The 23,316-nt window shown below is 44.7% G+C and carries 22 protein-coding genes; 11 read left to right on the plus strand and 11 right to left on the minus strand.

From position 1 onward, the window contains the following. Nucleotides 1-8: 8 nt before the first annotated feature. From RS24_RS06315 to RS24_RS06340, 6 genes are all read left to right on the plus strand, one after another. The gene (locus RS24_RS06315; RefSeq protein ID WP_021777364.1) at nt 9-833 is read left to right on the plus strand and encodes a rhomboid family intramembrane serine protease; all 825 of its coding nucleotides are present in this window, start codon (nt 9-11) and stop codon (nt 831-833) included. Between the two features lie 71 nt (nt 834-904). Continuing rightward, nucleotides 905-3,193 (plus strand): CHASE2 domain-containing protein, encoded by a 2,289-nt coding sequence (locus RS24_RS06320; RefSeq protein WP_021777365.1) that lies wholly within the window; start codon nt 905-907, stop codon nt 3,191-3,193. Between the two features lie 11 nt (nt 3,194-3,204). Then, a complete protein-coding gene (locus RS24_RS06325; protein WP_021777366.1) occupies nt 3,205-4,056 on the plus strand; it encodes an MBL fold metallo-hydrolase in 852 nt (283 codons plus the stop codon). Nucleotides 4,057-4,139: 83 nt separating this feature from the next. Beyond that, nucleotides 4,140-4,784 (plus strand): hypothetical protein, encoded by a 645-nt coding sequence (locus RS24_RS06330; RefSeq protein ID WP_021777367.1) that lies wholly within the window; start codon nt 4,140-4,142, stop codon nt 4,782-4,784. Further along, a complete protein-coding gene (locus RS24_RS06335; RefSeq protein ID WP_021777368.1) occupies nt 4,781-5,407 on the plus strand; it encodes a type II secretion system protein in 627 nt (208 codons plus the stop codon). Before RS24_RS06330 ends, RS24_RS06335 begins: the two co-directional genes overlap by 4 nt. Further along, the gene (locus RS24_RS06340; protein ID WP_021777369.1) at nt 5,407-5,970 is read left to right on the plus strand and encodes a hypothetical protein; all 564 of its coding nucleotides are present in this window, start codon (nt 5,407-5,409) and stop codon (nt 5,968-5,970) included. Before RS24_RS06335 ends, RS24_RS06340 begins: the two co-directional genes overlap by 1 nt. A gap of 6 nt (nt 5,971-5,976) precedes the next feature. Here RS24_RS06340 and RS24_RS06345 read toward each other — a convergent pair whose 3' ends face one another. The 4 genes from RS24_RS06345 to RS24_RS06360 form a co-directional block, all read right to left on the minus strand. Continuing rightward, nucleotides 5,977-6,603, minus strand: a complete 627-nt coding sequence (locus RS24_RS06345; RefSeq protein ID WP_021777370.1) for a PilV family protein — start codon at nt 6,601-6,603, stop codon at nt 5,977-5,979. Then, entirely contained in the window at nt 6,590-9,115 is a 2,526-nt protein-coding gene (locus tag RS24_RS06350) for a type II secretion system protein GspD (RefSeq protein ID WP_204365702.1), read from the minus strand. The genes RS24_RS06345 and RS24_RS06350 overlap by 14 nt, the downstream gene beginning before the upstream one ends. Nucleotides 9,116-9,165: 50 nt before the next feature. After that, a complete protein-coding gene (locus RS24_RS06355) occupies nt 9,166-9,555 on the minus strand; it encodes a DUF2497 domain-containing protein (protein ID WP_021777372.1) in 390 nt (129 codons plus the stop codon). Between the two features lie 151 nt (nt 9,556-9,706). Next, entirely contained in the window at nt 9,707-10,525 is an 819-nt protein-coding gene (locus RS24_RS06360; protein WP_038300783.1) for a prepilin peptidase, read from the minus strand. 94 nt (nt 10,526-10,619) lie between these two features. On the opposite strand from RS24_RS06360, the gene RS24_RS06365 reads away from it, so the two are divergent. Next, nucleotides 10,620-11,630 carry a type IV pilus twitching motility protein PilT gene (locus tag RS24_RS06365; protein ID WP_021777374.1) on the plus strand — a complete coding sequence of 337 codons (1,011 nt, stop codon included), beginning with the start codon at nt 10,620-10,622 and terminating at the stop codon, nt 11,628-11,630. Nucleotides 11,631-11,704: 74 nt separating this feature from the next. On the opposite strand, the gene RS24_RS10105 is transcribed toward RS24_RS06365, so the two are convergent. Beyond that, nucleotides 11,705-12,274, minus strand: coding sequence for a type II secretion system protein (locus RS24_RS10105; protein WP_021777375.1), 570 nt, complete (start codon nt 12,272-12,274; stop codon nt 11,705-11,707). A gap of 180 nt (nt 12,275-12,454) precedes the next feature. Between RS24_RS10105 and RS24_RS09780 the strand changes: the two genes are divergently transcribed. The 3 genes from RS24_RS09780 to RS24_RS06385 are packed head-to-tail and all read left to right on the plus strand — an operon-like array spanning nt 12,455 to nt 14,662. Continuing rightward, nucleotides 12,455-13,024: an STAS domain-containing protein gene (locus RS24_RS09780; protein ID WP_157833793.1), complete on the plus strand. Its 570-nt coding sequence runs from the start codon at nt 12,455-12,457 to the stop codon at nt 13,022-13,024. 13 nt (nt 13,025-13,037) lie between these two features. After that, on the plus strand, nt 13,038-14,267 hold the full coding sequence (locus tag RS24_RS06380; RefSeq protein WP_021777377.1) for a GAF domain-containing SpoIIE family protein phosphatase: 1,230 nt from the start codon (nt 13,038-13,040) through the stop codon (nt 14,265-14,267). Continuing rightward, complete coding sequence (locus tag RS24_RS06385; RefSeq protein ID WP_021777378.1) at nt 14,264-14,662, plus strand: ATP-binding protein; 399 nt, start codon at nt 14,264-14,266, stop codon at nt 14,660-14,662. The genes RS24_RS06380 and RS24_RS06385 overlap by 4 nt, the downstream gene beginning before the upstream one ends. A 12-nt stretch (nt 14,663-14,674) precedes the next feature. Here RS24_RS06385 and RS24_RS06390 read toward each other — a convergent pair whose 3' ends face one another. From RS24_RS06390 to RS24_RS06415, 6 genes are all read right to left on the minus strand, one after another. Continuing rightward, nucleotides 14,675-15,904 (minus strand): type II secretion system F family protein, encoded by a 1,230-nt coding sequence (locus RS24_RS06390; protein ID WP_021777379.1) that lies wholly within the window; start codon nt 15,902-15,904, stop codon nt 14,675-14,677. Then, entirely contained in the window at nt 15,904-17,616 is a 1,713-nt protein-coding gene (locus tag RS24_RS06395) for a GspE/PulE family protein (protein WP_021777380.1), read from the minus strand. The genes RS24_RS06390 and RS24_RS06395 overlap by 1 nt, the downstream gene beginning before the upstream one ends. A gap of 12 nt (nt 17,617-17,628) precedes the next feature. After that, on the minus strand, nt 17,629-19,080 hold the full coding sequence (locus RS24_RS06400) for a LysM peptidoglycan-binding domain-containing protein (protein WP_021777381.1): 1,452 nt from the start codon (nt 19,078-19,080) through the stop codon (nt 17,629-17,631). Further along, nucleotides 19,080-20,303 carry a hypothetical protein gene (locus tag RS24_RS06405; RefSeq protein WP_021777382.1) on the minus strand — a complete coding sequence of 408 codons (1,224 nt, stop codon included), beginning with the start codon at nt 20,301-20,303 and terminating at the stop codon, nt 19,080-19,082. Before RS24_RS06405 ends, RS24_RS06400 begins: the two co-directional genes overlap by 1 nt. 3 nt (nt 20,304-20,306) lie before the next feature. Next, a complete protein-coding gene (locus RS24_RS06410) occupies nt 20,307-21,947 on the minus strand; it encodes a PilN domain-containing protein (protein WP_021777383.1) in 1,641 nt (546 codons plus the stop codon). 151 nt (nt 21,948-22,098) lie between these two features. Continuing rightward, nucleotides 22,099-22,281, minus strand: coding sequence for a hypothetical protein (locus RS24_RS06415; RefSeq protein ID WP_021777384.1), 183 nt, complete (start codon nt 22,279-22,281; stop codon nt 22,099-22,101). Nucleotides 22,282-22,649: 368 nt separating this feature from the next. On the opposite strand from RS24_RS06415, the gene RS24_RS06420 reads away from it, so the two are divergent. After that, nucleotides 22,650-23,315, plus strand: coding sequence for a GntR family transcriptional regulator (locus RS24_RS06420; protein WP_192814060.1), 666 nt, complete (start codon nt 22,650-22,652; stop codon nt 23,313-23,315). Nucleotide 23,316 lies beyond the last annotated feature (1 nt).

Here is a 23,316-nt window from a genome sequence, read left to right on the forward strand (position 1 = left end):
TTGATAACATGTTTTTTTTCCCGCTAAGAGACGATAATCCCACGTCAAAAACCCCCTGGGTGAACTGGGTGATTATTGCTTTATGTTGTTTTGTTTTTTTGGTTCAACTGTCACAAGGCAGCTATAATGAGGTGCTCATTCAAGGTTTGGGCGTCACGCCGGCGGTATTGTTTGGACAAAACTATCTCCCTTTCGAGTATCAACTTGTACCATCTTGGGCAACTGTCCTGACGTCGATGTTTCTGCATGGCGGGATTATGCATTTACTTGGCAATATACTTTATCTTTGGATTTTCGGTGACAACATAGAAGACTGCGTCGGCTCCAAATTCCGCTATATCTCCCTCTATGTCTGCTGTGGAATTGCAGCAGCATTTGCACAAAGTCTGGTCGACCCAAATTCAATGATACCCATGATTGGTGCAAGCGGAGCCATTGCCGGAATGCTAGGCGCATATCTGATTTTACATCCGCGCGCCAATATTATCTGTCTTGTTGGGTTTTTCGTATTTTTCCGTACCGTTAATGTGCCTGCATTTTTGGTGCTGGGTGGGTGGATTGGTTTACAATTTCTCAATTTAGGACAGGTTGATAGCGGCGTGGCATATGTCGCTCATATCGGCGGATTTGTTGCCGGAGTCATTCTAATTCCCTTTTTCAAACAGGCACATGTGCCGCTTTTTGACAAATCACACTCCAGAGCGTTTAAAATTGACCGCGTGCAATCTAAAGATCTCGCAAAAGGGCTACATGTGCCTTCTATGCCGCGAAAACCAAAAGAAACAACCTCAACCGACGACAAGAACAAAACAAAAAGACATCCTTGGGCATAAAGTATTTTCAAATTTGCTCATGGGCTGGCATATTAGTCTGCTGACTAGTTGTTTTTACAGGTATAAGTTAAATGTTTGTCAGGTTGCTTAGTTTTCTCAAGTTCACCAAAATAGTTGGCTGGGTTTTACCCCTCATCGTCCTTATTGCGGTGACCGGAATGGTCTGGGGACTTCCCCGTCCCTTGGAAGCTTTGCAAAATGCAGTTTTTGATCAGTATAATCGGTTGCATCCGCGACAGGTCGAGAACAATCCTGTCTTCATAATAGATATTGACGAAAAGAGCCTTGAACTTTTCGGTCAATTTCCATGGCCCCGCCAAATTTTTTCGGACATCATCACTACTGCTTCGGCATCTGGCGCGGCAGCAATCGGTATTGATGTGATGTTTGCCGAACCTGATCGCAACAGCCCTTCCGAAGTCTTAGCGAACTGGAAATCCCTGCAAATGATGGAAGATGCTTCGCAAGCAAGCCTAAACTGGGATGTACTTGAAAAAGACATTATGAAAAACATTGTCGACCCTGACGGAACACTTGCAAAAGCTCTTCGGAACAGTAACACAGTTTTATCCATGGCCTTTACCGATGATGGGCGCTCCATCCCCATATCAAAGACAGGCTTTGCAATTCAAAAAACCAATCTGGAACTTGTCGACCCATTGCTTTATGTCCCACAAAGCTCAGCCGCTATTAGCAATCTCGATATGCTTCATGAAGCAGCCTCGGGTGTAGGGCTTATTAATGCTAAAATAGACAGTGACGGCCTAATCAGGACAACCTTTACGGTTCTGAGACATGAGCAGCAACTTTACCCGGCAATGGCGATTGAACTCTTAAGGGTTGCGCAAGGCGCCCAATCCTTAATTGTAAAAACAACGGGTGTGCGCAGCGAGGCAGGATTCTCTTCCGGCGCAGGTTTATCTCGCATTAAGGTCGGGCAATTTATCGTGCCAGTAGAAGCTGACGGATCGATGCGCCTTTATTACACCGAACGCAAAAACATCCAACGCATACCTGCATGGAAGGTGGCGACACGTGATTTTGATCCCCTCTTCATGTCCGGTAAGATTGGCATCATTGGCAGTAGTGCAGCCGGTCTACTAGATAATCGTGCAACCCCGATAGACCCTGTAACCCCCGGTGTGGAAATACATTTGCAGGCCATACAGCAAATTGTTGATGGTCAATTCCTCACCCGCCCGCTATTACTTAAATTTGGGGAGATTGCTCTCGCCTTCACCATGGGTCTCCTCATCATTGCTCTGGTCGAACTCACCGGTTTGATTTTTCCCACCCTATTATGGTTTTTGACTTCCTTAAGCGGTGTAGGATTTTCCTGGTGGTCCTACACAGAAAAAATGATGCTTGTTGACCCCGCCAATCCGATTTTCATAACTGGCGCAACATTGCTGACTGCAGGGGCGCTACGATACATCCGCAATGAAGAAGAACGGCGCGGCGTACGGAATGCTTTTGGTCAATATCTAGCACCTGAGCTGGTGGAGGTAATTGCCAAAAACCCAAAAGAACTCCAGCTAGGGGGGGTAGTAAAACCGCTAACCGTGATGTTTACGGATATCAGAGATTTTACTAGCATTTCGGAGGGACTATCCCAGACACCCCAACTTCTTACCCATCTTATCAATCGGTTTCTGACAACCATGTCAGGTTTGATTTATAACCGTCAGGGCACTATCGACAAATATATTGGCGACTGCATTATGGCATTCTGGAATGCACCGACAGATCTGGAAAACCATGAACGCCTTTCCTGCCTTGCGGCGCTGGATATGCAAAAGGCGATTAAAGAACTTAATCATTCTCTTAAAAATGACCCTGAACTTAAAGGGGTTTGGAGCAGTCAATTAGCTATGGGCATTGGCCTCAATACAGGTGAAACCCTTGTCGGTAATATCGGATCCGATCAAAGATTTAATTATTCCGCATTGGGTGATGCCGTGAATGTAGCCGCCAGACTTGAAGGCCAAACAAAATTTTACGGCGTTGATATTTTGCTAGGTGCCCAAACGGCTGAAGCTGCCAGCGACATGGCCATGCTTGAAATTGATTTGATTACATTGAAAGGCAAAGCAGAACCCGAGCGTATTTATGTGTTGATGGGAGATAACGATAAGGCCATAGACGCAGATTTCCTCTCCGGTAAAGCCATGCATGAACGCATGCTTGAGGCCTATAAAGGTCAAAACTGGCGTTTGGCGATTGATCTATTGAATCGTCTGGAGGCAGTTTTTCCAGAATTAAAGAAAACTTACAGAATTTATAGTACACGTATTGATAATTTTAGACATTACCCACCTGGGGAAAACTGGAACGGCGTTTACGTAGCCACAAATAAGTAACGGAGTAAGAAGTGGTGACAGTTCAACAACCAATCGTCAAATTCTGGGGAACACGTGGGTCACTGCCTGTAAGTGGCGCAGCTCATGTTAAATATGGCGGTAATACAAGTTGTGTAGAAATCGGCCTCTCACGAGAAAGTGGGCAATTTGTTATCATTGATGCCGGCTCGGGTCTACACGCTTTAGGTAACAGCCTTGAAGAAAGTAAAGGACAGGACTATCACATATGTCTCAGTCATTTTCACCTTGATCACCTGATTGGTATCCCTTTCTTTGCGCCTTTATTTCAGGCGGGATGTGCCGTGCATTTTCATACAATAATCGAAGATGCACCGGACGGATTTGAGCCAATTCTTGATAAACTCATGGCGACACCGTTTTTTCCAATACAGTCAGATGTTTTTCAGGCAGAGGTGCATTTTCACAGCCATGCCTCAACTTCACAAATTGATTTGGGTGAGATTAAGTTAACAACATGCCCAATACCTCATCCCGGCGGCGCTCACGCCTATCGTGTCAGCACTGGCGATATGGATGTTGTTTATGCGACAGACACGGAGCATGAGCCAGGAACATTAAACACAAAACTGGTCGATTTTAGTCAGGCCGCAGATTTGATGCTGTATGATTGCACTTATGACGACAATGAATTTATGGATAAAAAAGGTTTTGGACATTCAACTTGGCAAGAAGCATTGCGACTGGCGCAGGCCGCACAGGTCAAAAACCTAGCAATTTATCATCATGACCCCTCCAGATCAGATGTCCAACTTGACGAAATTGAAAAAAAGGCTCAACTTATATTCGAAAACTCTTTTGTTGCCGCGGATAATCAGCTTTTTGTTCTGGATAGCAGAAACTGAGCTTCTGTTGATATCTATCAATCCGCGATTTAGAATCAGTCGGCAATCATATATATTAAACACCTCTAGTCAGCGACTCTGATATGCAACTCGATTTAGAAAAAATACTGGAAATACTTTTCAGGGCATTCGATAAAAATCCACCATTATGGATTGGTGTCGGTTGCCTTTTTATTGCGTTGGTTGCATTTCTTATGTTCCGCATTATTTTCTCAGGCAAAAGAAAAAAACAAGTTAGAAAAGGCCAACCTGCAATTTTAAACAACACGCCACCGGATACTGGTGACAATGCCCCCGGACTGCCTGGCTTCATGGGTAATCAGGACAACACCAGCAAGCCCGAAGAAGTTATTCTGACTATTGATGACACGTTGACACCGCCAACGTCGTCAAACAATCAAGCCGACGAAGACGATGATAACAGTCTGTTGGAGGAATTAAGTATTCCGCGACCAGGAACTGATACACCGCCTCCTAAAAGAAGATTGTTTTCAAAATCTGTGCCTGCCACCGATGACCTGCCTTCCGAACAAACTCAGGAGGTTTCGACCGGGTTTGAGGTAAATAAGCCGTCCTCTAGTGATAGTCCGAAAGCAAATCTCACGGAAGATGAACTGGTTGAGATTGAACGAAAGCTCGTAGCTCTTCGGGAATTACATGATGCAGGTTTAATCGCAACTGAGATCTATCTCCTCAAAAGCCGAGAGTTTTCAAGAGACCTCGGATGATGTTTCATCACCCTGACCGTGTGCCCGGAACAAGGGGGCCGCAGCTTGGAGATAAAGGCTTTAGTCTTGTCGAACTTCTCACTGTAATCGTTATCATCGGCGTTATCAGCACTGCTTTATTTTCCATGGGAAATAATATGAATATGCGGGTTGAACGGATTACGGTTCAAACCTTGCTCGATGAACAAGCGGTGCTGGCACATGATGCTATTGCACGATCAGCCGCACAGGCCGGTTATGTTTCTGCAGACTCTCTCAATCCGACGATTACCCGAACGACAGCAGTAAACCTTGTACAATCCAATCACGTTCAGTTTTGTGGTGAAACGATTGATGGTGACCGTGCGTTAACAGAATTTAGATTACAAGCCACATCAGACGGCGGCGTATTGCAACGTAAAGTCAGTGACACGGATTGTTCGACAGACAGCACAGCCGAATGGGGCGATATCAGCGAGCCGGTATTCTCTCAGATAACTTTCACACTTGCTGATAGTGGGCCAGAAAAGAACGTACTTAATATGTCATTACGTCTGTCAAAAAATGTGCGCGGTAGCCAAGACGATGCAACCCTTAACCGCGATTATAGAGTGTCCCTCATTGCCTTGCTGGTAACACCTTGATGACCATGAATAAGTCTGAAAAATATAAATTGATTAATGTTAAGGGGCAGAATGGCTACATCACTCTTATTGCCATTGCCTTTATTGCCGTGGCAACCATGACCCTAACAGCACTAAATTCTCGAATTACGCAATTTTCAAAATTGCGCTCTTTGTCATTACAGGATCAATCTCTCTCTGTCAGAGCCGGAGAGGCATTGGAGCTTGGTATGCGCCGAATGGTGTCGCTCACGGATGAATTGGATGCTAACGAGACCGGGTTTACCCTGCCCAGTGGTATTAGTGACACCAACCTGTCAGCTGATCGCACAAATTGCCTGAACGGTGTACCAGGATATGACTCTTCTACGGCTTCAAGCTATTTGGCGGGTTCGCGGTTAAGTTATGACAAAATCGCTAGCCGATTTTTCATTCGTGATTTATCTGCAGGATCAACCCCACGCAAATTTGCCATTTACGGCTGTGCTTTACGTGGCAGCCTTGTAAAACGTTTCATGGCAGAATGGTCTTTTGATGCGACAGATGATGGCACATTCAATTTAGAACGGGTAAGACGTTTCTAATTTTATTTATTCTGTCTCCCAGCTTGAAAAAAACTGTCTGGATTTTATGACTGTCCCAGCCCCCCCTACGGTGAAGCTGACCCTGGCCTTATAATCAACAAAAAGCAGATTTTTACCAACAGGCGACAAGCCGGATATATCACAACTATCTCCAAATCCGACCTGTTTGCCCAAAGCCGTCACTTCATAGCTGGCAACACGGCAGTTAATGGCATTGTCTTCAATCAAAAAAATATCACCCACTTCCGGCGTGCCTGTACCACCTGACACCACCAGATAATTTTCAGTCAGCGACGTTGCCGATATGCTGTAATCCGATAGGCCGGTTTTATCTGAAATAACCAACGTGGCATTTACTGTGCTGATATCATTACTTGTCAGATAGCTTGACCAGTCATCAATGGTCATGCTTGTGATGGTATCGCCATTCGCATGACGTAACGTCAACTCATCCAACAGACCGTTAGCAACCATTTCGACCTTACTGCGGGACTGGCTTTTATAAAATTCAGTGGTGCTCGCACCGAGAAGCGACATTGCGCCAACAACAGCAATCGCCATTAAAGTGAGTGCAACTGCAACCTCGACAACCGAGAAGCCAACTTCATCAATATTATGCTCAACGGACGGCATTAGGCGGCGTGACACCTGTTCTGGGGGTGATGACAGTTGGCGCAAGGAAAATCACCATTTCGTCGGACTGGAACAAATCATCTTCCGAACCACCGAATATCGGCCCGAGCCAGCGCATCCCGCTGAGGCCGGGTAATGACTCGCGCGCGCTTTTATTAGTTTCTTTATACAGCCCCGCCAACACAATCACATCACCAGGCGCAGCATCCATGCTGGTGGAAATATTATTGGATAGTTGCGGGCTATTGGCATCTTCGCCGAGGAAACTGCTATCCTCAAAATTTATTTCGAGTGTTACATGGTCATTGAGAACATTAATGGTGGGCGTCACGGTCAAATTAAGACTGGCCTCGACAGGTTCATATTCAGTGACACTCGTGAAAATAGGCGTACCCGTAACACTGTTCGTTTCACCAGTAGGTTCTTGACGGATAATTTCTCTAAAACGTGTGACAGATCTGTTAATCGTGGCTGGCACGCTATCCTTAGCAAGTACTGTTGGTGACGAGACCGTTCGGCCAATATTATTCTCTTCCATAAAATTAATTGTCGCGGATAAGTCACCCTCTGGTTGATTAAGAACCATCGAATTATTCAGGCTTTGACGAGATAGATTGGAAACGAAATCCATCGTTGTTGTTGTGCCGGAAAAATTCGGTATAGCATTAATACTGTTCTCCAACTTACGTTGCCAATTATTTGTTACATTCACCATGAAGACTTCAACCAACACCTGTTTTGCAGGAATGTCGAGATCTTCGATCAGACGCTTGGCAAGATCCGAATCTGGTTTCAGACCGGTAAACACGACAGCCGTTTTATCCGTACTTATCTTAGGCGGTCTAAAGTCAGCATCTGTTAGTAGTGCGGGTTCATTGGTAAGTTCGGTAAGCAAGGGAGAACCCACCTCAGAGGCACTATCTGAACTTGCCGGATCATCTACGGACGTGCGCACGGCCTCGGCATGGATAACCACCGGGTTTTCTTCTGGATAAAGCTGCTCAAAATAAGAGTCGAGTGAGGTCTTAATATCCTCAGCCTCCTGATAATAAATGGTAAATCTATCTGTGAAGACGGGTTCACTCGTTCCAAGCGCCGCATCTTTAACGACAGTTGCCTGCGAGAAAAGCGGATCATTTAATAAGGCCAGTTCAGCCGCTTGGCTTTGTGGGTTATCAAAAGCTATTCCAGACACGGTTTCATCACCGATTTGCGCTTCTGCACGTTTCAGAGAAGCGTTAATCACTTCCATCTGACTTTCAAGGATAAACACCTCATTTTCCAGCCGTCGCAAATCTGCTTCATAAGTGGCCCTTTTGGCGGTTATATCCGCCTGACTATTAAAGGCGACTTCCTTAATCTGTAAGAGCGTCGAGGACATTCCGCTTGTTAACTGGTCATCCATGGTAAGTATGGACTCAATACTTTCAAGGCGTGCATCTTCGCCAACACGTTTGAAGTATTTTTCATAGAAGGCAAATAATTCAGCTCTTTGCTTCACAGCTTTTGCTTTGTCACGATGAATTTTAGCAACTTTGTTATGCGCCGTTGCTGCAGCAATTGCTTCACGCATATGCTCTTCAAATTCATCCTTGGTAAAGAAGCGCGCGACTGACATGTTGATATCATAGGCCATAGCGATATCGTAATTATCAATTAGAATATCAAAAATATCGACCGTTTCAGCACGCTGAACATTCAGAAAAACAGGCTGTTGGCTGGCTTTTAAAGCTGGCGAAAGATAAACCGACATCTTGGCAGACTTGGCAAGCGACTCCAGCGCGACAGGCAACGACAATCCTGAAAAATTAATGCTCATTTCACGCCCGGCGATTACCTTTTGTAACTCGTCTCGTCGCGCTACGGACATACCGGTTGATATACTTGACCCGACAAACAGAAAACTTTCCTGCAGGTCTACAAATTCATCATATCGGGCCAACTGATTGCGCCCAAAAAAGGCAAGCTGGTCAGCCACATTCTCAGCCGAAAAACCGATAACGGTTTGTTCTTTCAAGCTGGCAATCTCATTATCCAAATCAATCAGTGACGCTAGGATGATTTTTTCAATTTCGAAACGATAAGCTTCTTCCTCCAATGCCATTTCACGGCTCATTTTTCGCATGAAGCTTTTAAGATCGTTTTTCTTCTGGTTGAGTTGACGTTGTTTCAATTCGGCATTTCGTTGTCGAGCTGCCAGCGTCCGTCCGCCGGACAGATTTGTGCCGGCAATGAGCGTATCACCACTCCCCACCATAGACGCATTAAACGGGGTAAGCAGATTGGACTCATCAGCTGGCACACGGATTTGTAGCGTCTGACGGCGGTTCGGCATAGTTCGTTGTTCTTGCAATTTAGCCTGAATTTTTTGCTTTTGTCGTTCATCATTACTGAGCTGTTCGGCATATAGCCGTTCTTTGAAGAGGTCTTTTGCCCCTTCAACTGTAAAATCCCTCTGAATGTTCGGGCCACAGCCAAACATAAGCGCAGAGAGTAAAAACGCAGACGTCACTCGCTTTTTCGACAACATGTTACGCGATAAAAAAATAATCAGAGCTCCCTCTACAGAGGCTTACGGACATCAGCTATTTTACCGATTGCTTCTTTGACAACAGATTTCGCTATATCCGCCATATGACGGTTAATCCAAGTTTCCAATAAAGGCTTAGTGACCTCAACCACCGCATTGTGAATTGTTTCGCGTGTGGCATTTGTGTCAAATACACTGCTGAAACGCAGAAACTCGGCGCGTAGAGCAAGTGTTGCCTCTTCAGTGATAAGCAAATCAAGACCTTCAAGATGTTTTGCAACCTCATCTTCAGTCATATTGAGGTTATCCTGAGTCTCGCCCTCGCCAGATTCTTCCCGGGATTTTTCAGCCGCTTGTTCTGCAGCCGCAAGCAAACCCCTAATTGAGGCGGATAATTCTTCTGATGTTCTTGTGTTATCCATAAATTATGTATCCATTACCAACTGCTCCATGACCCGACATCCGACGAATCAAACATGTTTAATTATATCTGGCCTGATGGGGTTTTTGGAGAAAAATCTCAATATTTACCCCCTGATACAGATGATGAAAAATTTGTACCCACCCCACACTTTAATAAGTTAGACCAAGAAGCGGCGTCATATCAAAAAAATGTAAAAATATGGCGGCGGGGACGAGAAAGCATCCAAATGGCAAGGCAAGCGTTGTTATATCGCTTTGGGGAGGCATTTTAGCGCTTTTGCTGGATATTTTCTGGGTAAGGATATAACCGACACCCACCAGCGCGCCCACCGTGCTGGCCAGAAACAGTATCGGCAAAAGCATCATTGGCCCGAGCCAGACCCCAAACATCATCATGAGCTTAACATCGCCAAACCCCATGCCATCAACGCCACGCCAAAAGCGATAAGACAAGTTTATCGCATAGATCATAGCAAACCCTAAAACACCCCCGATGAAAGCATCCCTGAGACCGGGTAGTCCCGGCAATTCCGCCAAGACGAATATCAGGCCAAGGATTGTTCCCCCAAGTGATGCAATATCAGGTATGTGAAACGCTTCCATATCGGTCAGAAAAATAATGCCGCATAAAACCAGAAAGGGCAGAAAGACCAGCGTAAGTTGTGCGCCAAAAACAACGAAATGACCCGCTAATATTAGCCCGGCAACAAGCTCTACCCAGAAATAACGTATAGGGATTTCGGCCTCACAGCACCCAGCTTTACCCAAATGGCTTAACCAACCAATAAGTGGCATATTTTGACGCCAGGTTAGTTTTTTATTACATGCAAAACATCGTGACGGCGCGGACATCCAATCCTGGCCCCTGACAATGCGTAGGGCGGCAGCGTTTATGAAACTCCCAAAACACGCACCTGCCCAAAAAGCACATACTAAAAAAAACCAACAATTTCCAACCATCTTCAACATTGCCCCGCATGCAAGGAGAGCCTATAAATATCAGGAAACAAGCTTGCGGTCATCTTGTTCACGCAAGGTTTATAGTAGAGGTGTTGCTTAAATAATGGAAAATCCAATCTATGGTCTACTCGACCAACTCACAAAAGAAAGCCGCATTTCAGATTTTCATTTACGCGCAGGTGAGCCGCTTGCTGTGCGAGCGAGTGGCGACATCATAACTTATCCTGAACATATTATTGAACAGGATATGCTCGATCAGGTTTTCCGGCATGAGTTAGGTGAGAAAGGGTATAAGGAATTTTGCGAAAAAAATGATGTCGATTTTGCCATCATGGTTGGAGAACAAAGGTTCCGTGCCAATGGTTATCGAACCATGCATGGCTGGGCTATGGTGCTTAGAACAATTGTCACCGAAGTCCCGAATATCGACCAGCTTGGCCTGCCGCCTGCTGTTCATAAGATTCTGACAGAAAAATCCGGCCTCGTGCTGGTAACGGGTCAAACCGGCTCGGGTAAATCAACCTCATTGGCGGCGATGATTAACAAAATCAACCGCGAACGCGCTGAGAATATAATCACCATTGAAGATCCGGTTGAATTTGTACATACACCGATTAAGAGCATTATTTCTCAACGCGAAGTCGGGCGGGACACCAAAAGTTTCGCATCTGCCCTTAAAGGCGCTCTGCGTCAAGACCCGGACATTATTCTTCTTGGCGAATTACGTGATTATGAAACCGTCTCTATGGCTTTGACAGCCGCAGAGACTGGCCACTTGGTCTTTGGCACCCTGCATACATCCGGCGCGCCGGAAACAATAAACCGTATCATCGATGTTTTTCCCGCCGAGGAACAAGCTCAAGCGCGTTCACAACTTTCGCAGTCTCTGCAACTCGTCATGACCCAACAATTATTGAAAAGGAAAGGCGGGGGGCGTATCGGAGCTTTTGAAGTAATGGTTTGCGTACCTGCTGTCCGGAATCTAATCAGAGAAAACAAGATTGTACAGATTAACACCTCCATGCAAACGGGGGCGCAATTTGGCATGATAACCATGGATAAATATATCGAGGAACTGCACAAGCAGAATTTGATTGATGATTTACCGGAATAAATTTTCTGGGAACCACAAAAAATCAAAAAAAAGGGCGGCTCAGTGCCGCCCTTAATCTTATTCGGTTCAGGAGATTAGTCCCACTGAATTGTATTCTTTGTTTTCGTCCAGTGAGCGCCTGTGCCAGAACCACTTACTGTCATTTCTGAGCAGTAATAGACGGACAGATCATATGAGCTACCTGAAGCTGATACGTCATTTGCAATAACAACCTGACCATTTACACCTGCAGCGTTACCTGATGCCGTGCAGTCCTGATTACTATCTGCCGTATCGGGATCGTGGAAAACACCGTGAGGTGTTGCAACATTAATTGCAGAAATGGCTGTATTATTTTGATTGTATGGGTTGTCTTTATTTTCGAAAGGCCCACCTGATGCATACAAACCTTGTAGGCATGTTAGCATTGTCGCATCATCCGTGACAGAATTACATGCACTGACTTCGTAGCTTTCTTTATAGGCGTAAGCAGATAATGTTCTGTGAATATCTTCTGCACTGGCCTCTGTCGTATCCTTCTTAGCACTATCAATAAAGCCCTGATAGTTTGTCAAACCGACCGCAGCAAGAACACCGATAATGGCAATCACTACGAGCAATTCAATAAGACTGAAGCCTTTTTCGTCTTTTTTAAGAATTTCCATATGAGTACTCCTTAACTCTTAAATTACTTATCACGATATACCATTTATGTAAGCCGTGACAAAACCTCTGGCAGGCGAATTAAACAATATTATTATAAAATTTGCAAATATCATATATTCAATATTATATTATTTTTCAAAGTATTGGTGATGTTGCGTCGTCATGAAAAGGTTTTAAAAATGCCATTTAAATTCACTAAAAGTAGCGATCAACTTGTTCTCACCCTTTCCGGTGATATTGACCTCGAAATAACCCCAGATGTCAAAAATGAACTTTCGGAAAACCTTGAAGATGTCTCCAGGTTTGAAATTGACGGACGCCAAGTCAATTATATCGATAGTTCTGGTATCTCAATTCTGGTCATTGCCATGCAGAGTTGTAAGCAAAAAAACATAGATTTTTCAATTAGTAAGGCCAGTGATGAGTTGATGCGGGTCATCGAATTAGCGCATCTCGAAAAGCTATTCACTATTGATGAACAAACCGGGCCTGCGGATCTGGTCGATGTGGATGTTTTCTCTGATACTGGGGCTAACGACAAGAAAATTGTTGAGAATATCTATCAAAATGATGACGATTTAATCGCTCAAGAGCTGGCAGATTTGGGAGGTGAAGATACAGCCTCTATAGGCGCTGCACAAAACTCGGAACTCTCTCAAGACCCCATACAAGAAAATACCGAAAGCGATGCGGCTACAGATACCGAGAACGCTGAAAATAAGGGTCTTTTCAAGCCCGGTACGTTCTAGACAGGTCTGTTTAATGACCGAATTACCACAACTAGAAATTATTTACCGCATGATGGAAGCCTTTGCCGAAGGTGGGGGAACACCTAAAAGTGTTTCAACGGCTATGCAACAAGGTTTGATTTATGTACGGGAATCCCTGGATGCCGAGGCCGCCAGTTTTTTCATGCTGGATGAAAAAGCTGAAAATTTTACATGTGAAAATTGTCTTGGGCCGGTGGATATTATCGGCCTGTCCTTACCCGTAGGTGCAGGGATTATCGGTGATGTTGTCGCTAGAGATGACACCAGATTTATTGCTGATTGCACAAAAGACCCAAACTTTAATTCAGACGTCGATGACGAGACTGGCTTTTTTACCCGCTCAATGATCTGCGCGCCTGTCTCAGGGAACGGCAAGCAATTCGGAGCGCTACAAATTATCAATAAATCTTCCGGCGATGGCCTGTTTACTGAGGAAGATGCGCGCCTCGTAACGCTTCTGGCGCGCTCCTCGGCACTAGCATTGGCAAATTCGGAGATGACCGCCAGCATTGTAGAAGCCAATAGAATAAAGCGAGATTTAAAACTTGCAGCTGTGGTGCAGACGGGTTTGTTTCCGCGAGAAAACCATAGATATGCCTGCGGTCTCAATGTACCTATGCAGGGCGTTTCGGGCGATTTGTTCGATTTTGTAGAACGCAACGGCCATGTTTATTTCTGCATGGGGGATGTCTCGGGTAAAGGCATGAATGCAGCCCTGGTTATGTCCAAAACCCACAGCCTTTTTAGAAGTCTGTCCAGAAGTTCGCCAACACCTGCAGAATTGGTTGCCAGCATCAACCGTGAACTGATTGAAACGTCTGATAATGGCATGTTTGTCACCGCAATTATAGGCACCTATAACCCAGATACAAATCAACTTCTTGTCTGTAATGCAGGGCACGAGCCGGGACTCGTCGCCGGACCAGAAGGTGTTGATTATATTAAACCACACCTTCACCCAATGGGTATTATGGAAACAGCTTCGGAAGACATCGCACAGAGCCAGATTGATCTTACGAATGCCAGATTTTTTGCCTATTCAGACGGATTGACCGAAACCGAAATTAACGGCACCGCAATCGGCACGAAAAATCTTGCAGGCATGATTGCCGCGCACCAATCCATTGGCTTACCTAAACAGCTTGATCTTGTGATGCAGGAAATTAGGCAGAAAGCCGATCGTATTTTTGACGATTTGACAATTCTGGGGATTGGGAAATGACCCAATTAGCGATGACCATTACCAATGATGTTTTGTCCCTCCGCACCACCCGCCATACCTTGCGAGAGATGATTGCTGATACTGATTTTTCCTCCCGCCTTGACGATATTCTACTCGCAACAGATGAGGCCTTACAAAATTGCATAAGCCATGCGTTTGCACCGGACACGCAAGGAGAAATATTCATCAGCCTGGAGATTGATGAGACGTTGAGTATTTGTATTGAAGACACAGCGCCGCCGGTCGACATTTCCAGCATTAAGTCACGGGAGTTAGATGATATTCGCCCGGGCGGGTTGGGCGTTCATTTTATTAAAAGCCTCACCGATGAGGTGATATGGCAGCTTAAAAATGGGCGTAATTGCATTGAATTAATATGGAAAAAAAACTGCTGAAATTACCTTTTATTATCCAGCAAGGTCCCCTGCAGAGAAAATCGGCAAATAAAGTGCAACCACCATCAGACCAATCATCGCGCCTACAAAAACAATCATAATCGGTTCAATGATAGAGGAGAGCCCTTCCACAATCGCATCAAATTCCTCTTCATAATATTGCGCGATAGAGCTTAGCATTTCTTCCATATTACCCGTGCGCTCGCCGACAGCAAGTAATTGGGAAAAGGCGAGCGGAAAAACTTTCTCCTCACCGAATAATATTGATAGTTCAACACCGCTAAGTACTCGCTCACGCACCCTGTCAAAAGCATTCATAAACAAAATATTATTGGTCACAGATTTGGCAACATCCAGTGTATCAAGGACACTAACCCCGGCGGCAAAAAGATTTGCCATGAGGAGCGACCCCCGCGCCACGGTAGATTTAATAATGATATCTCCAAAAAGTGGCAATTTGAGAAGCATAAAGCACCACAAGGTGAAATAGGGCTTAACATATTTGGACAGCATTCGATGTGCAAACACCACCCCGAAAGCAATCGACAACACCCGTATAATATTATCTGTGTTCGACACCCAGATACTCGCATCAACAATCATTTGGGTCGGGCCAGGCAAATCCATCCCCATACCGTCATACATTTGCTGGAAAGTCGGGACCACATTTGTCAGCATGAAAAAGCTTATACCCAGCGTCACAGTCACGAGCACAACGGGATAAAACATCGCAGATTTAATACCGGCTTTAATTTTTGCCTGCTTTTCAAGAATCTCTACGAGCTTATCGACAAACTTATCGAGCTGACCGGAAATTTCACCTGCCTCAATCATATTGAGATAGACATTATCGAAATGTCTTTTTTGCCTTTTAAAAACCTGAGATAGAGATTTACCGTCATTGAGATCGTCAATCATTTCCCCGATAGTTCTTTTCATATTCGGGTTTTTTGTCTGGTCAGCAACCATGATGAGACTGTCCAATATCGGCAGACCAGCGCGGATCATCGTAGAGAGTTTCTTGGAAAACAGCATGATTTCCTTGGCGGGAATATCCCCAAAAGGCCCCCAAGTAATATCCATATTCAGGCCGGATTTTGACTTTGGTTTTTTCTCTTTTATTTTTTTGATGCGGATACGTTGAGCGCGTAATTCGGCGCGAGCTTTGCCGACAGTGGGCGCATCCATCTGACCTTTAATCTTTTTGCCCCGTTGGACACCTACATATGCAAAAACAGCCATTAATTAACCACCAAGACACGCGTATATTCTTCAACCGAGAGAATGCCGTCGCGAATATATTCCTTTGCAATTTCTTGCATTGTTTTAAAGCCGTCTAATCTGGCAGCTTCAAGAATTTCAGGTGCCTGGGCATTCGCAAGAATTTTCTCTTCAACGGGGGCTGTCACACGAAGCACTTCATAAATACCCTGACGGCCTTTATATCCAGTACCATTACATTCACCACATCCACCGCCTTTACGAAAATTGATATTTTCAATTTCCTCGGCATCAAAACCGATATTTTCTAAAACTTCTTCCGTGACCGTCGTATCAGGCACAAGACAAGACTGACAATTTTTACGTGCCAATCTTTGCGCGACCACAAGCGACAAGGCTGCAGAAATCATAAAGCTTGGCACACCCATATTACTTAGGCGCGTAATGGCAGAAATGGCATCATTGGTATGAAGTGTTGAAAGCAATAGGTGACCGGTCAAGGCCGCTTTGACAGCAATTTCAACCGTCTGTTGATCCCTAATTTCACCTACCAGAATAACTTCCGGATCCTGACGCAAAAATGCCCGCAATATCGACTCGAATGTCAGACCGATTTTTTCATTGGCCTGCACTTGCCCAAGACCTTCCAGATAATATTCGACCGGATCCTCAGCCGTCATAATGTTTTTACCAGGATGATTAATATGCTGTAGCGCTGCATAGAGTGTTGTCGTTTTACCAGAGCCTGTTGGCCCTGTGACCAGCACCATGCCTTGAGGTGCTGAAATGGCTTCGACAAGTTTGGTTAAATCCTCATCCGTAAAACCAATTTTATCAATACTTAAAGCCGGATCTCCTTTCAGAAGACGGATAACAATTCGCTCACCATTTTTGCTGGGTAGAACATTAAACCTTGTATCGACATCTTCGCCGTCTTTGGTTTTAAAGGTAATCGCACCATCCTGCGGCACACGCTTCTCGGAAATATCGCAATCCGCTAGAATTTTGAGACGCGTGGTAACAGCGGAATAATTATGGAACAGATAATTTGAATAGGAGTCCATAATTTCAAGGACGCCATTTATGCGAAAGCGTATGCGCGCCGTGTCACGAAAAGGTTCAATATGAATATCACTCACATCCAAATCTACGGAGGCTTGCAACATATCATCGCAAAAAGCTGCAACGAGTGAGGCATCCTCCACATTCCAGCGCGGTGTGCGGCGGCGTGGAGCAACAACCGGCTTATCACCCCTTTTATCTTTGGCAGATTCTGTTTCGGTTTGAAGGTTTTTAATATCTTCTGTTTCAAGACATGCTTCGAAATCGCTTAGCTTGATGATAAAAAATTCAACATTAAAATTCGTCAGGGCTTTGATTTGTCCGCCAAGAGTCGCTTTTGTTGGGTCAACAGCACCCACGCGCAAAAACCGGCCTTCCTTTGCTAGTGGGAGAATCCCCTCTTTTTTAATGAATTTAATCGGCAGGCTTTTGAGGATTTCCTTGTCTATTGTTTCTGGCGTTACAGATTTACGTCTTAATGCGTAAGCGCGTGACAGAATGGTCTGAATGACCTCTTCATCAAAACCGTTATGAATGAGACCTGAAAGAACTTCTGGGCTCTTGCCGTTTTGCTTGTTCATTACATCGCGCAATTCGTCCTGATCAAGCTGTCCGCCAGCCTGTAAGATTCTCAAAACACGATCCGCAACTTCTTTACTATAGCCTATCATGATGCCCCCAACTTACCGCGGCACACCTTCGGTGCTACCCTTTCGGCGTTTGGCCTCATTATCGACAAGTCGGTCAACAATCGCGGGGTTTTCAAGCGTCGGCACTTCCACACCTGCAGCGATCTGTCCAGCAGCTCCCGCAACAGCTGCTGCTTGTGCTTGACGTTGCGCCTGTGCGCGTGCCGCAAGTTCTTCTTGATCTACCTCAGGGAGATAATCAATCGGCAGGGTCAGCAAATGATCTTGAGCATCCGTTACGATAATTTCCTTATGAGTAATTTTCACAACTGTTCCCTCGGACGCTCCAAGCACCTGCCCTTCAGACAGATTATATGTCACCGTCTTGGTTTCTTCGATTTTAATATTTTTCTCATTCACATCGCCTTCATAAAAAACAATCGGCGAGACGCGAACAATCGCAGTGCTATCAAAAGTGTTCTGGCGTTCTTTGCCAGGCACTCTTTTTACGGCATCGCACATCAACCCATCACTTTTAAGCAAAACACAATATGCCTCGGCATGGTTTTGAGATTGCATGGGTCCTATATCAAGGTGATACGATGCGCCACCCGATTTATCGATTTCTTGACGCAAGACCATATCGGAGTCGAGATAATGTCGGTAGTCGGCGTAAAACTCTCGAGTCTCGCGCAAGGCATCTTCAAGATTGTCAAAACGGAAAATCCGTACATAGGGTTTGCGCGCCTTGCCAAGTTTTTCATTACGCCCCTTATTGGCTGCATCGAAGGAAACTGCATTAACTTTCATATCCTCCATAATGGTGCGGTCACGAATGGAGAGGGTCTGCCCGATATATAACCAGCCATTAGGGGCAATTTTATTTCTTTTTTTCAGTTCTGAGACAGGAATTTTATAGGTTCGCGAAAGTTTGGACAGCGTATCCCCCGGACAAATATTATGGATAAGGGTGCCATTATCTACCGGTGAGACATACAACTCGTCACGCCCGACGAGACTTTCAGCTTTCGAGACACCGTTCATGTCTGCAAGGTCAAGCCTATGAAGACGAAACTTGGCGAGAATATCCTTCTGAGTTTCATCATCGCCAGGGCGATAAACCCATCGTTTGCTGTTGGGATCAAAGAACAAAATTTCATTGGCGGTTTGTAACCCCGCCGTGTTCACATGAATGACAGGCAGTTCAGGAGCTTCTGAAACTAAAATACCGTCCAGCCGATAGCGCGGAATATCAAAAGCCTGACCGAAACCCGGCAGAACAGTTTGCCGGATACCTGTTTCACCATCTTCCGTCACACTCGTGGGCTGAACCTGGCCGTTTGCACGGCGTTGGAAACCCTCAAATGTTTCCAGCCGTTTCAGACCGCGCACGAACGGGTCATCATATTCAGGTTGTTTAGCCTCTTGCGCGCGCGCATATTGCACACCCGTCGTAACGCTCACAACCAACATAAAAACAGATATAGGATACAAAAGCCGACGCATTACTCTTTTCCGTTATATGCAACTGCCATTTTCAACCTGACTTTTAACAAATTTGATCCCGGTTTGGCAGTTAAATTCTCTTCAATGATGGCAACACTTTTCACTTCTTTAACAAAAATTTCCCGAATAGAACGATAGACCTCAAATCTACTCTCTAACTCGACAGTAACTGTATTGACCAGAACTGGCAGATTATTACCAACTATAAATTTATTTTCGGCATCAACATCATTGGTTATGGATATGATTTCAACGCCGAAACGCTCAAATGCAGCAAGGAAACGTTGCAGTAAAAAATCAAATCTTTCACGGTCGACCAGCGTTCCGGCAATATTCTCAGACCTTTTCTCGAGTAATTTAATCTGGGAGAGCAAGTCACTGGAACGTTTGTTATTTTTGGCAATCTGACCCTCAAAAATTGTAATTTCATCAGCTTTTCTGTTATTTTCAGATATGGTTGGCTGGATATAGGTAAAATTCAAAATCGGTGGTAACGCCGCTACCAGTAATAGGATAAAAGCAAGTATCGCTGTTTTCGGAATAGGTGACGAAGATGTCTCAGCCTCAAAAATTTTCCTCACAATACCCGGCGCATCAGCATCCGAAATACCGCTCGCCTTTCCGCCTTTAATTTTGTTCAGACCGGCAGCAAAACGCGATTTCACCTGCTCCAGACGTGAAACCAAAACAGATTTATCACCATCCTCAGCAGAGTCATCCTCATCAGTCTCATCTTCTACTGATGGTGTAGCAAAATCTGGCAATACATCTTGCATATCGCTAACCAATGTCGATAAATCCCCTGGCGCAGAGGCCGTATCCGCATAATCAGCTTCGACATCTGTCATAAGATGCATCAACCGATCACCGCCCCTATCCGGAATATCTAATTCATCCGTTAATGTTTCACCTTCATCAGCTTTATCGCTTTCACCAGTCTCTTCGAATGTTTTTTCGTCATTCTGTGCATCTATTTCACCGGAAGTAAAAGCATCGAATACCATGGCATTAAGTTCAGTCTGCTCTGAGGGATGATCATCTGCATCAGGATCATTTTGAGCTTCTTGAGCCTCGCCGGTTGCTTCAGCATCTATCGGGAGCGTGACATATTTCCGTGTTGCCTTGTCGGTCACCAAATCAGCAAGCAATGACTGAGCATCACTAGACAAATGTGACATGCCGTCAGTTTCTTCACGAAATTCTTTGCGTTGCGACGAGGACATCCGCTAACCCTTCTGACGTATTATGGCGTTAATGGTGAAACGATAATAACCGCCGGTTTTTTGCTGTGTTATCGGCGCTTGTGTCGCGAGGCCGCTTTTCACCAATTCTGCAGCAAATGTGCTGATAGCAGAACTGCTCAGCGACAATCCCTCCAAGGTCACAGACCCATCGCTCTTAATGTCTAATTTTTGCAACTCAGCGTCTTGCGGTAACATGGTCGCAAGGCTGGACATAAAAATTGTAAACCCCTTAGGTTCAGTGAAGTCGCTGACTTTTTTCTCATTATCCCTGAGCTTCTCAAGTTTTTTGGTAAGACCTTTGTAGCGGATTGCTTCTGTCTGAGCCTCCCCCTCTAACGCTTCATAAGCGGCAACTTTGGATGACGAATTGACCAGCTCTGGTATATTGGTAATTCCCATCATGAGAGCAGAAACAAGAAAAACCACACACACCGCCGCCATGAGTAATTTATTGACAGCCGCAAATTGTCGGAAAGTTCGAATATTCCCGCTATTAGGCAGGAAATTAATATCCAGTAATCTTTTATAACGCAGGCTATCATCATAACCCGCAATATTGATGCTTTGAGTGGCAAGCCCTAGCGCCGAGGTAAATACGCTGCTGTTATTAAAATAATCCACGAATTTAGCTTGATCCGGAGGTACTTCAATATCGTCAAGCAACTCAATTTTCTTAAGCCGGAGATTACCGACCCTGTCGCGCAGAAGCGTTTCAACATTACCAATATTTTTATGCTCGCTAACCAACCAAAAGGATTTAATCGTCGGAAAGTTTTTCACCTCATTGAGATAAGCAATCGCCTGATTGATGTGTTCACCTACCCTGATACCAACCTCATCCCAAAATTCGCCGGATATGTCGTCCAGTTCCTCAAGTTCTAACAGCAAAGCATCATCGAATTCACTGACGGAAATCGGGAAAATTTCAATGTTATTTTTTGTAAAGCCAATAACTGCATTATGACCGGGACATAAATGAACGATGAGCTGGGGTTTTTGTAAATCATCAAATGATAATTTCGTGTAAATACCATTAACCAACGAAAAAGCTTCATTCTCAATATAAACAGGCATAAGCCCAGCTTCGATCAACAAATCCGTATAGCGCTTAACTGTGGTTTCAGGAATGCTTGAAAAAAGCACCGTTGTACGGTCTTCATTTTCATTAGCACTTAATATTTGGTAGCGCACAATCCTACCTTCAAGATCGTTTAATTCGGGATCATTATCCCCCCAAAAACCTTCAATTTGTGCTTCATCTTCCAATTCTTCAGGCAACATGAAAGGCAAATTAAGTATCCGCGTGTCAAATTGGGAAAATGGAATCGAAATACCTGCATCAAGACCGGTTACATTCGCTTCAATGCGGACTTGTCTGGTCTGATTGACGAGATACTCGAAATCTTCTTGAAGTGGCGCGTGCTCCACATCTCGACCAAGCGACCAGGTGACAATCCGGTCAAGGCACCAGCCATCGGGAGAAGAAGCATCCACAGCCGGGTCAAGTTGCAAAACCGAGATAGAGTCAGGATGGATTTTAACCGCAACAATGTTATCCTGAACTGAATGGATTTTACTTGCCGCTTGTACGGCACTACTGAGAAACGCCTCGGACCTACTCATATAAACTGCTCAATCAACAACACACCCCTAGCTTGTGAACGTGAAATGCTCAGAAACCAATAAAGCCAGTATTTGTTTCACCGTTAAGTGATTCGTTTCTTATTAATTCCTAGCATATTCTGAGGGATAATTTTACAACAATATGAAGGATTTAACCGTATCGGGAGTGGTTGCCATTAAGCAAAGCATCAGCCATGGCACGGGTTTTTTCTCTCGAGCCACTTGATGACCCGAAAAAATACGCAATAACTTGGTCTGCTTTGGCAGAAACATAGCCGACGAGGGTGCCAGAAAAGGCCGCCGTCGTACTATCAAGATAATTGAGACCATTCATCAAAATATAAGCAACTGTGGCAAATGTTATCTAAAGTAAAAATTTTCTTGAAAGAAGTTATTGATTTGGGCCTTTTGGTTGTCGCTCTTGGTGTAATCCTATAGGTCATTTTTGGAAATTCCGTTCCATTCGTTGGCGGTGACATTGTGAATAATATGCTGAGCATTATCGGGCAACTTGGCGATGGTGGTCTGGTTGGCTTGATTGCGCTTGGTATCATTATTTATCTTATAAATAAGCAAGCAGTCTGATAAAAATCTAATTTTCGTATCTTACCCCGTATCCTTCTGGGTACGGGGTTTTTTTTGAAGCTTATGTCCAAAATTTATGTCACCTTAGGGGAGCTTTGCGCTAATAAAGGGGACGTTATGCCAAAAGCTGCAGATCAAGCATATTTAATCATTCGTGAAGCCATTCTTAACGGTAAACTAAAAGAGGCTGAAAAAATTGTTGAGGAAGATCTGGTTGAGCTTTGTCAGGTCAGCCGTACTCCCGTCCGCGATGCATTGAAAAAACTGAATTATGAAGGTTTTATCACGCTCAAAGAAAATCAGGGGGGGTGGGTTCGTCAATGGTCAAAGGAAGAGGTCAGGGAAGTTTTTGAAGCCCGCGCCCTTGTAGAAGGCTATATTATCCAGCTCACTTCCGATAAGGTACAGGAGGAGGATATCGCCTTTCTCACAAACAACGTTGCAGATCTAGAAAATAATATTTCCGCTCATATTGCTGACAATGAAAATGTCGAAAGCATTCTTCCTTTATTTTTGGAAAATAACCGTGCTTTTCATGACAAGCTCTATGAAATATGTCGCAATGACCGCCTTCGAAATTTAATGTTTGCGCTATCCCCGCCACCTCTTGTTCACCGGACGGCAAAGGTGTTTGATTTTGAGCGTATACAACAATCCTGCCATGACCATAAAATGATTGTCACGGCACTAAGGTCCAACGATAGAAAATGGGCACAATCCGTCATGCAAGCGCATATTCTCGCTGCGGCTGATAGTTATGCCGAACATTTTAATGATTTCTGAT

Origin of the sequence: Candidatus Micropelagos thuwalensis, from assembly GCF_000469155.1 — a bacterium.
Lineage (GTDB): Bacteria > Pseudomonadota > Alphaproteobacteria > RS24 > RS24 > Micropelagius > Micropelagius thuwalensis.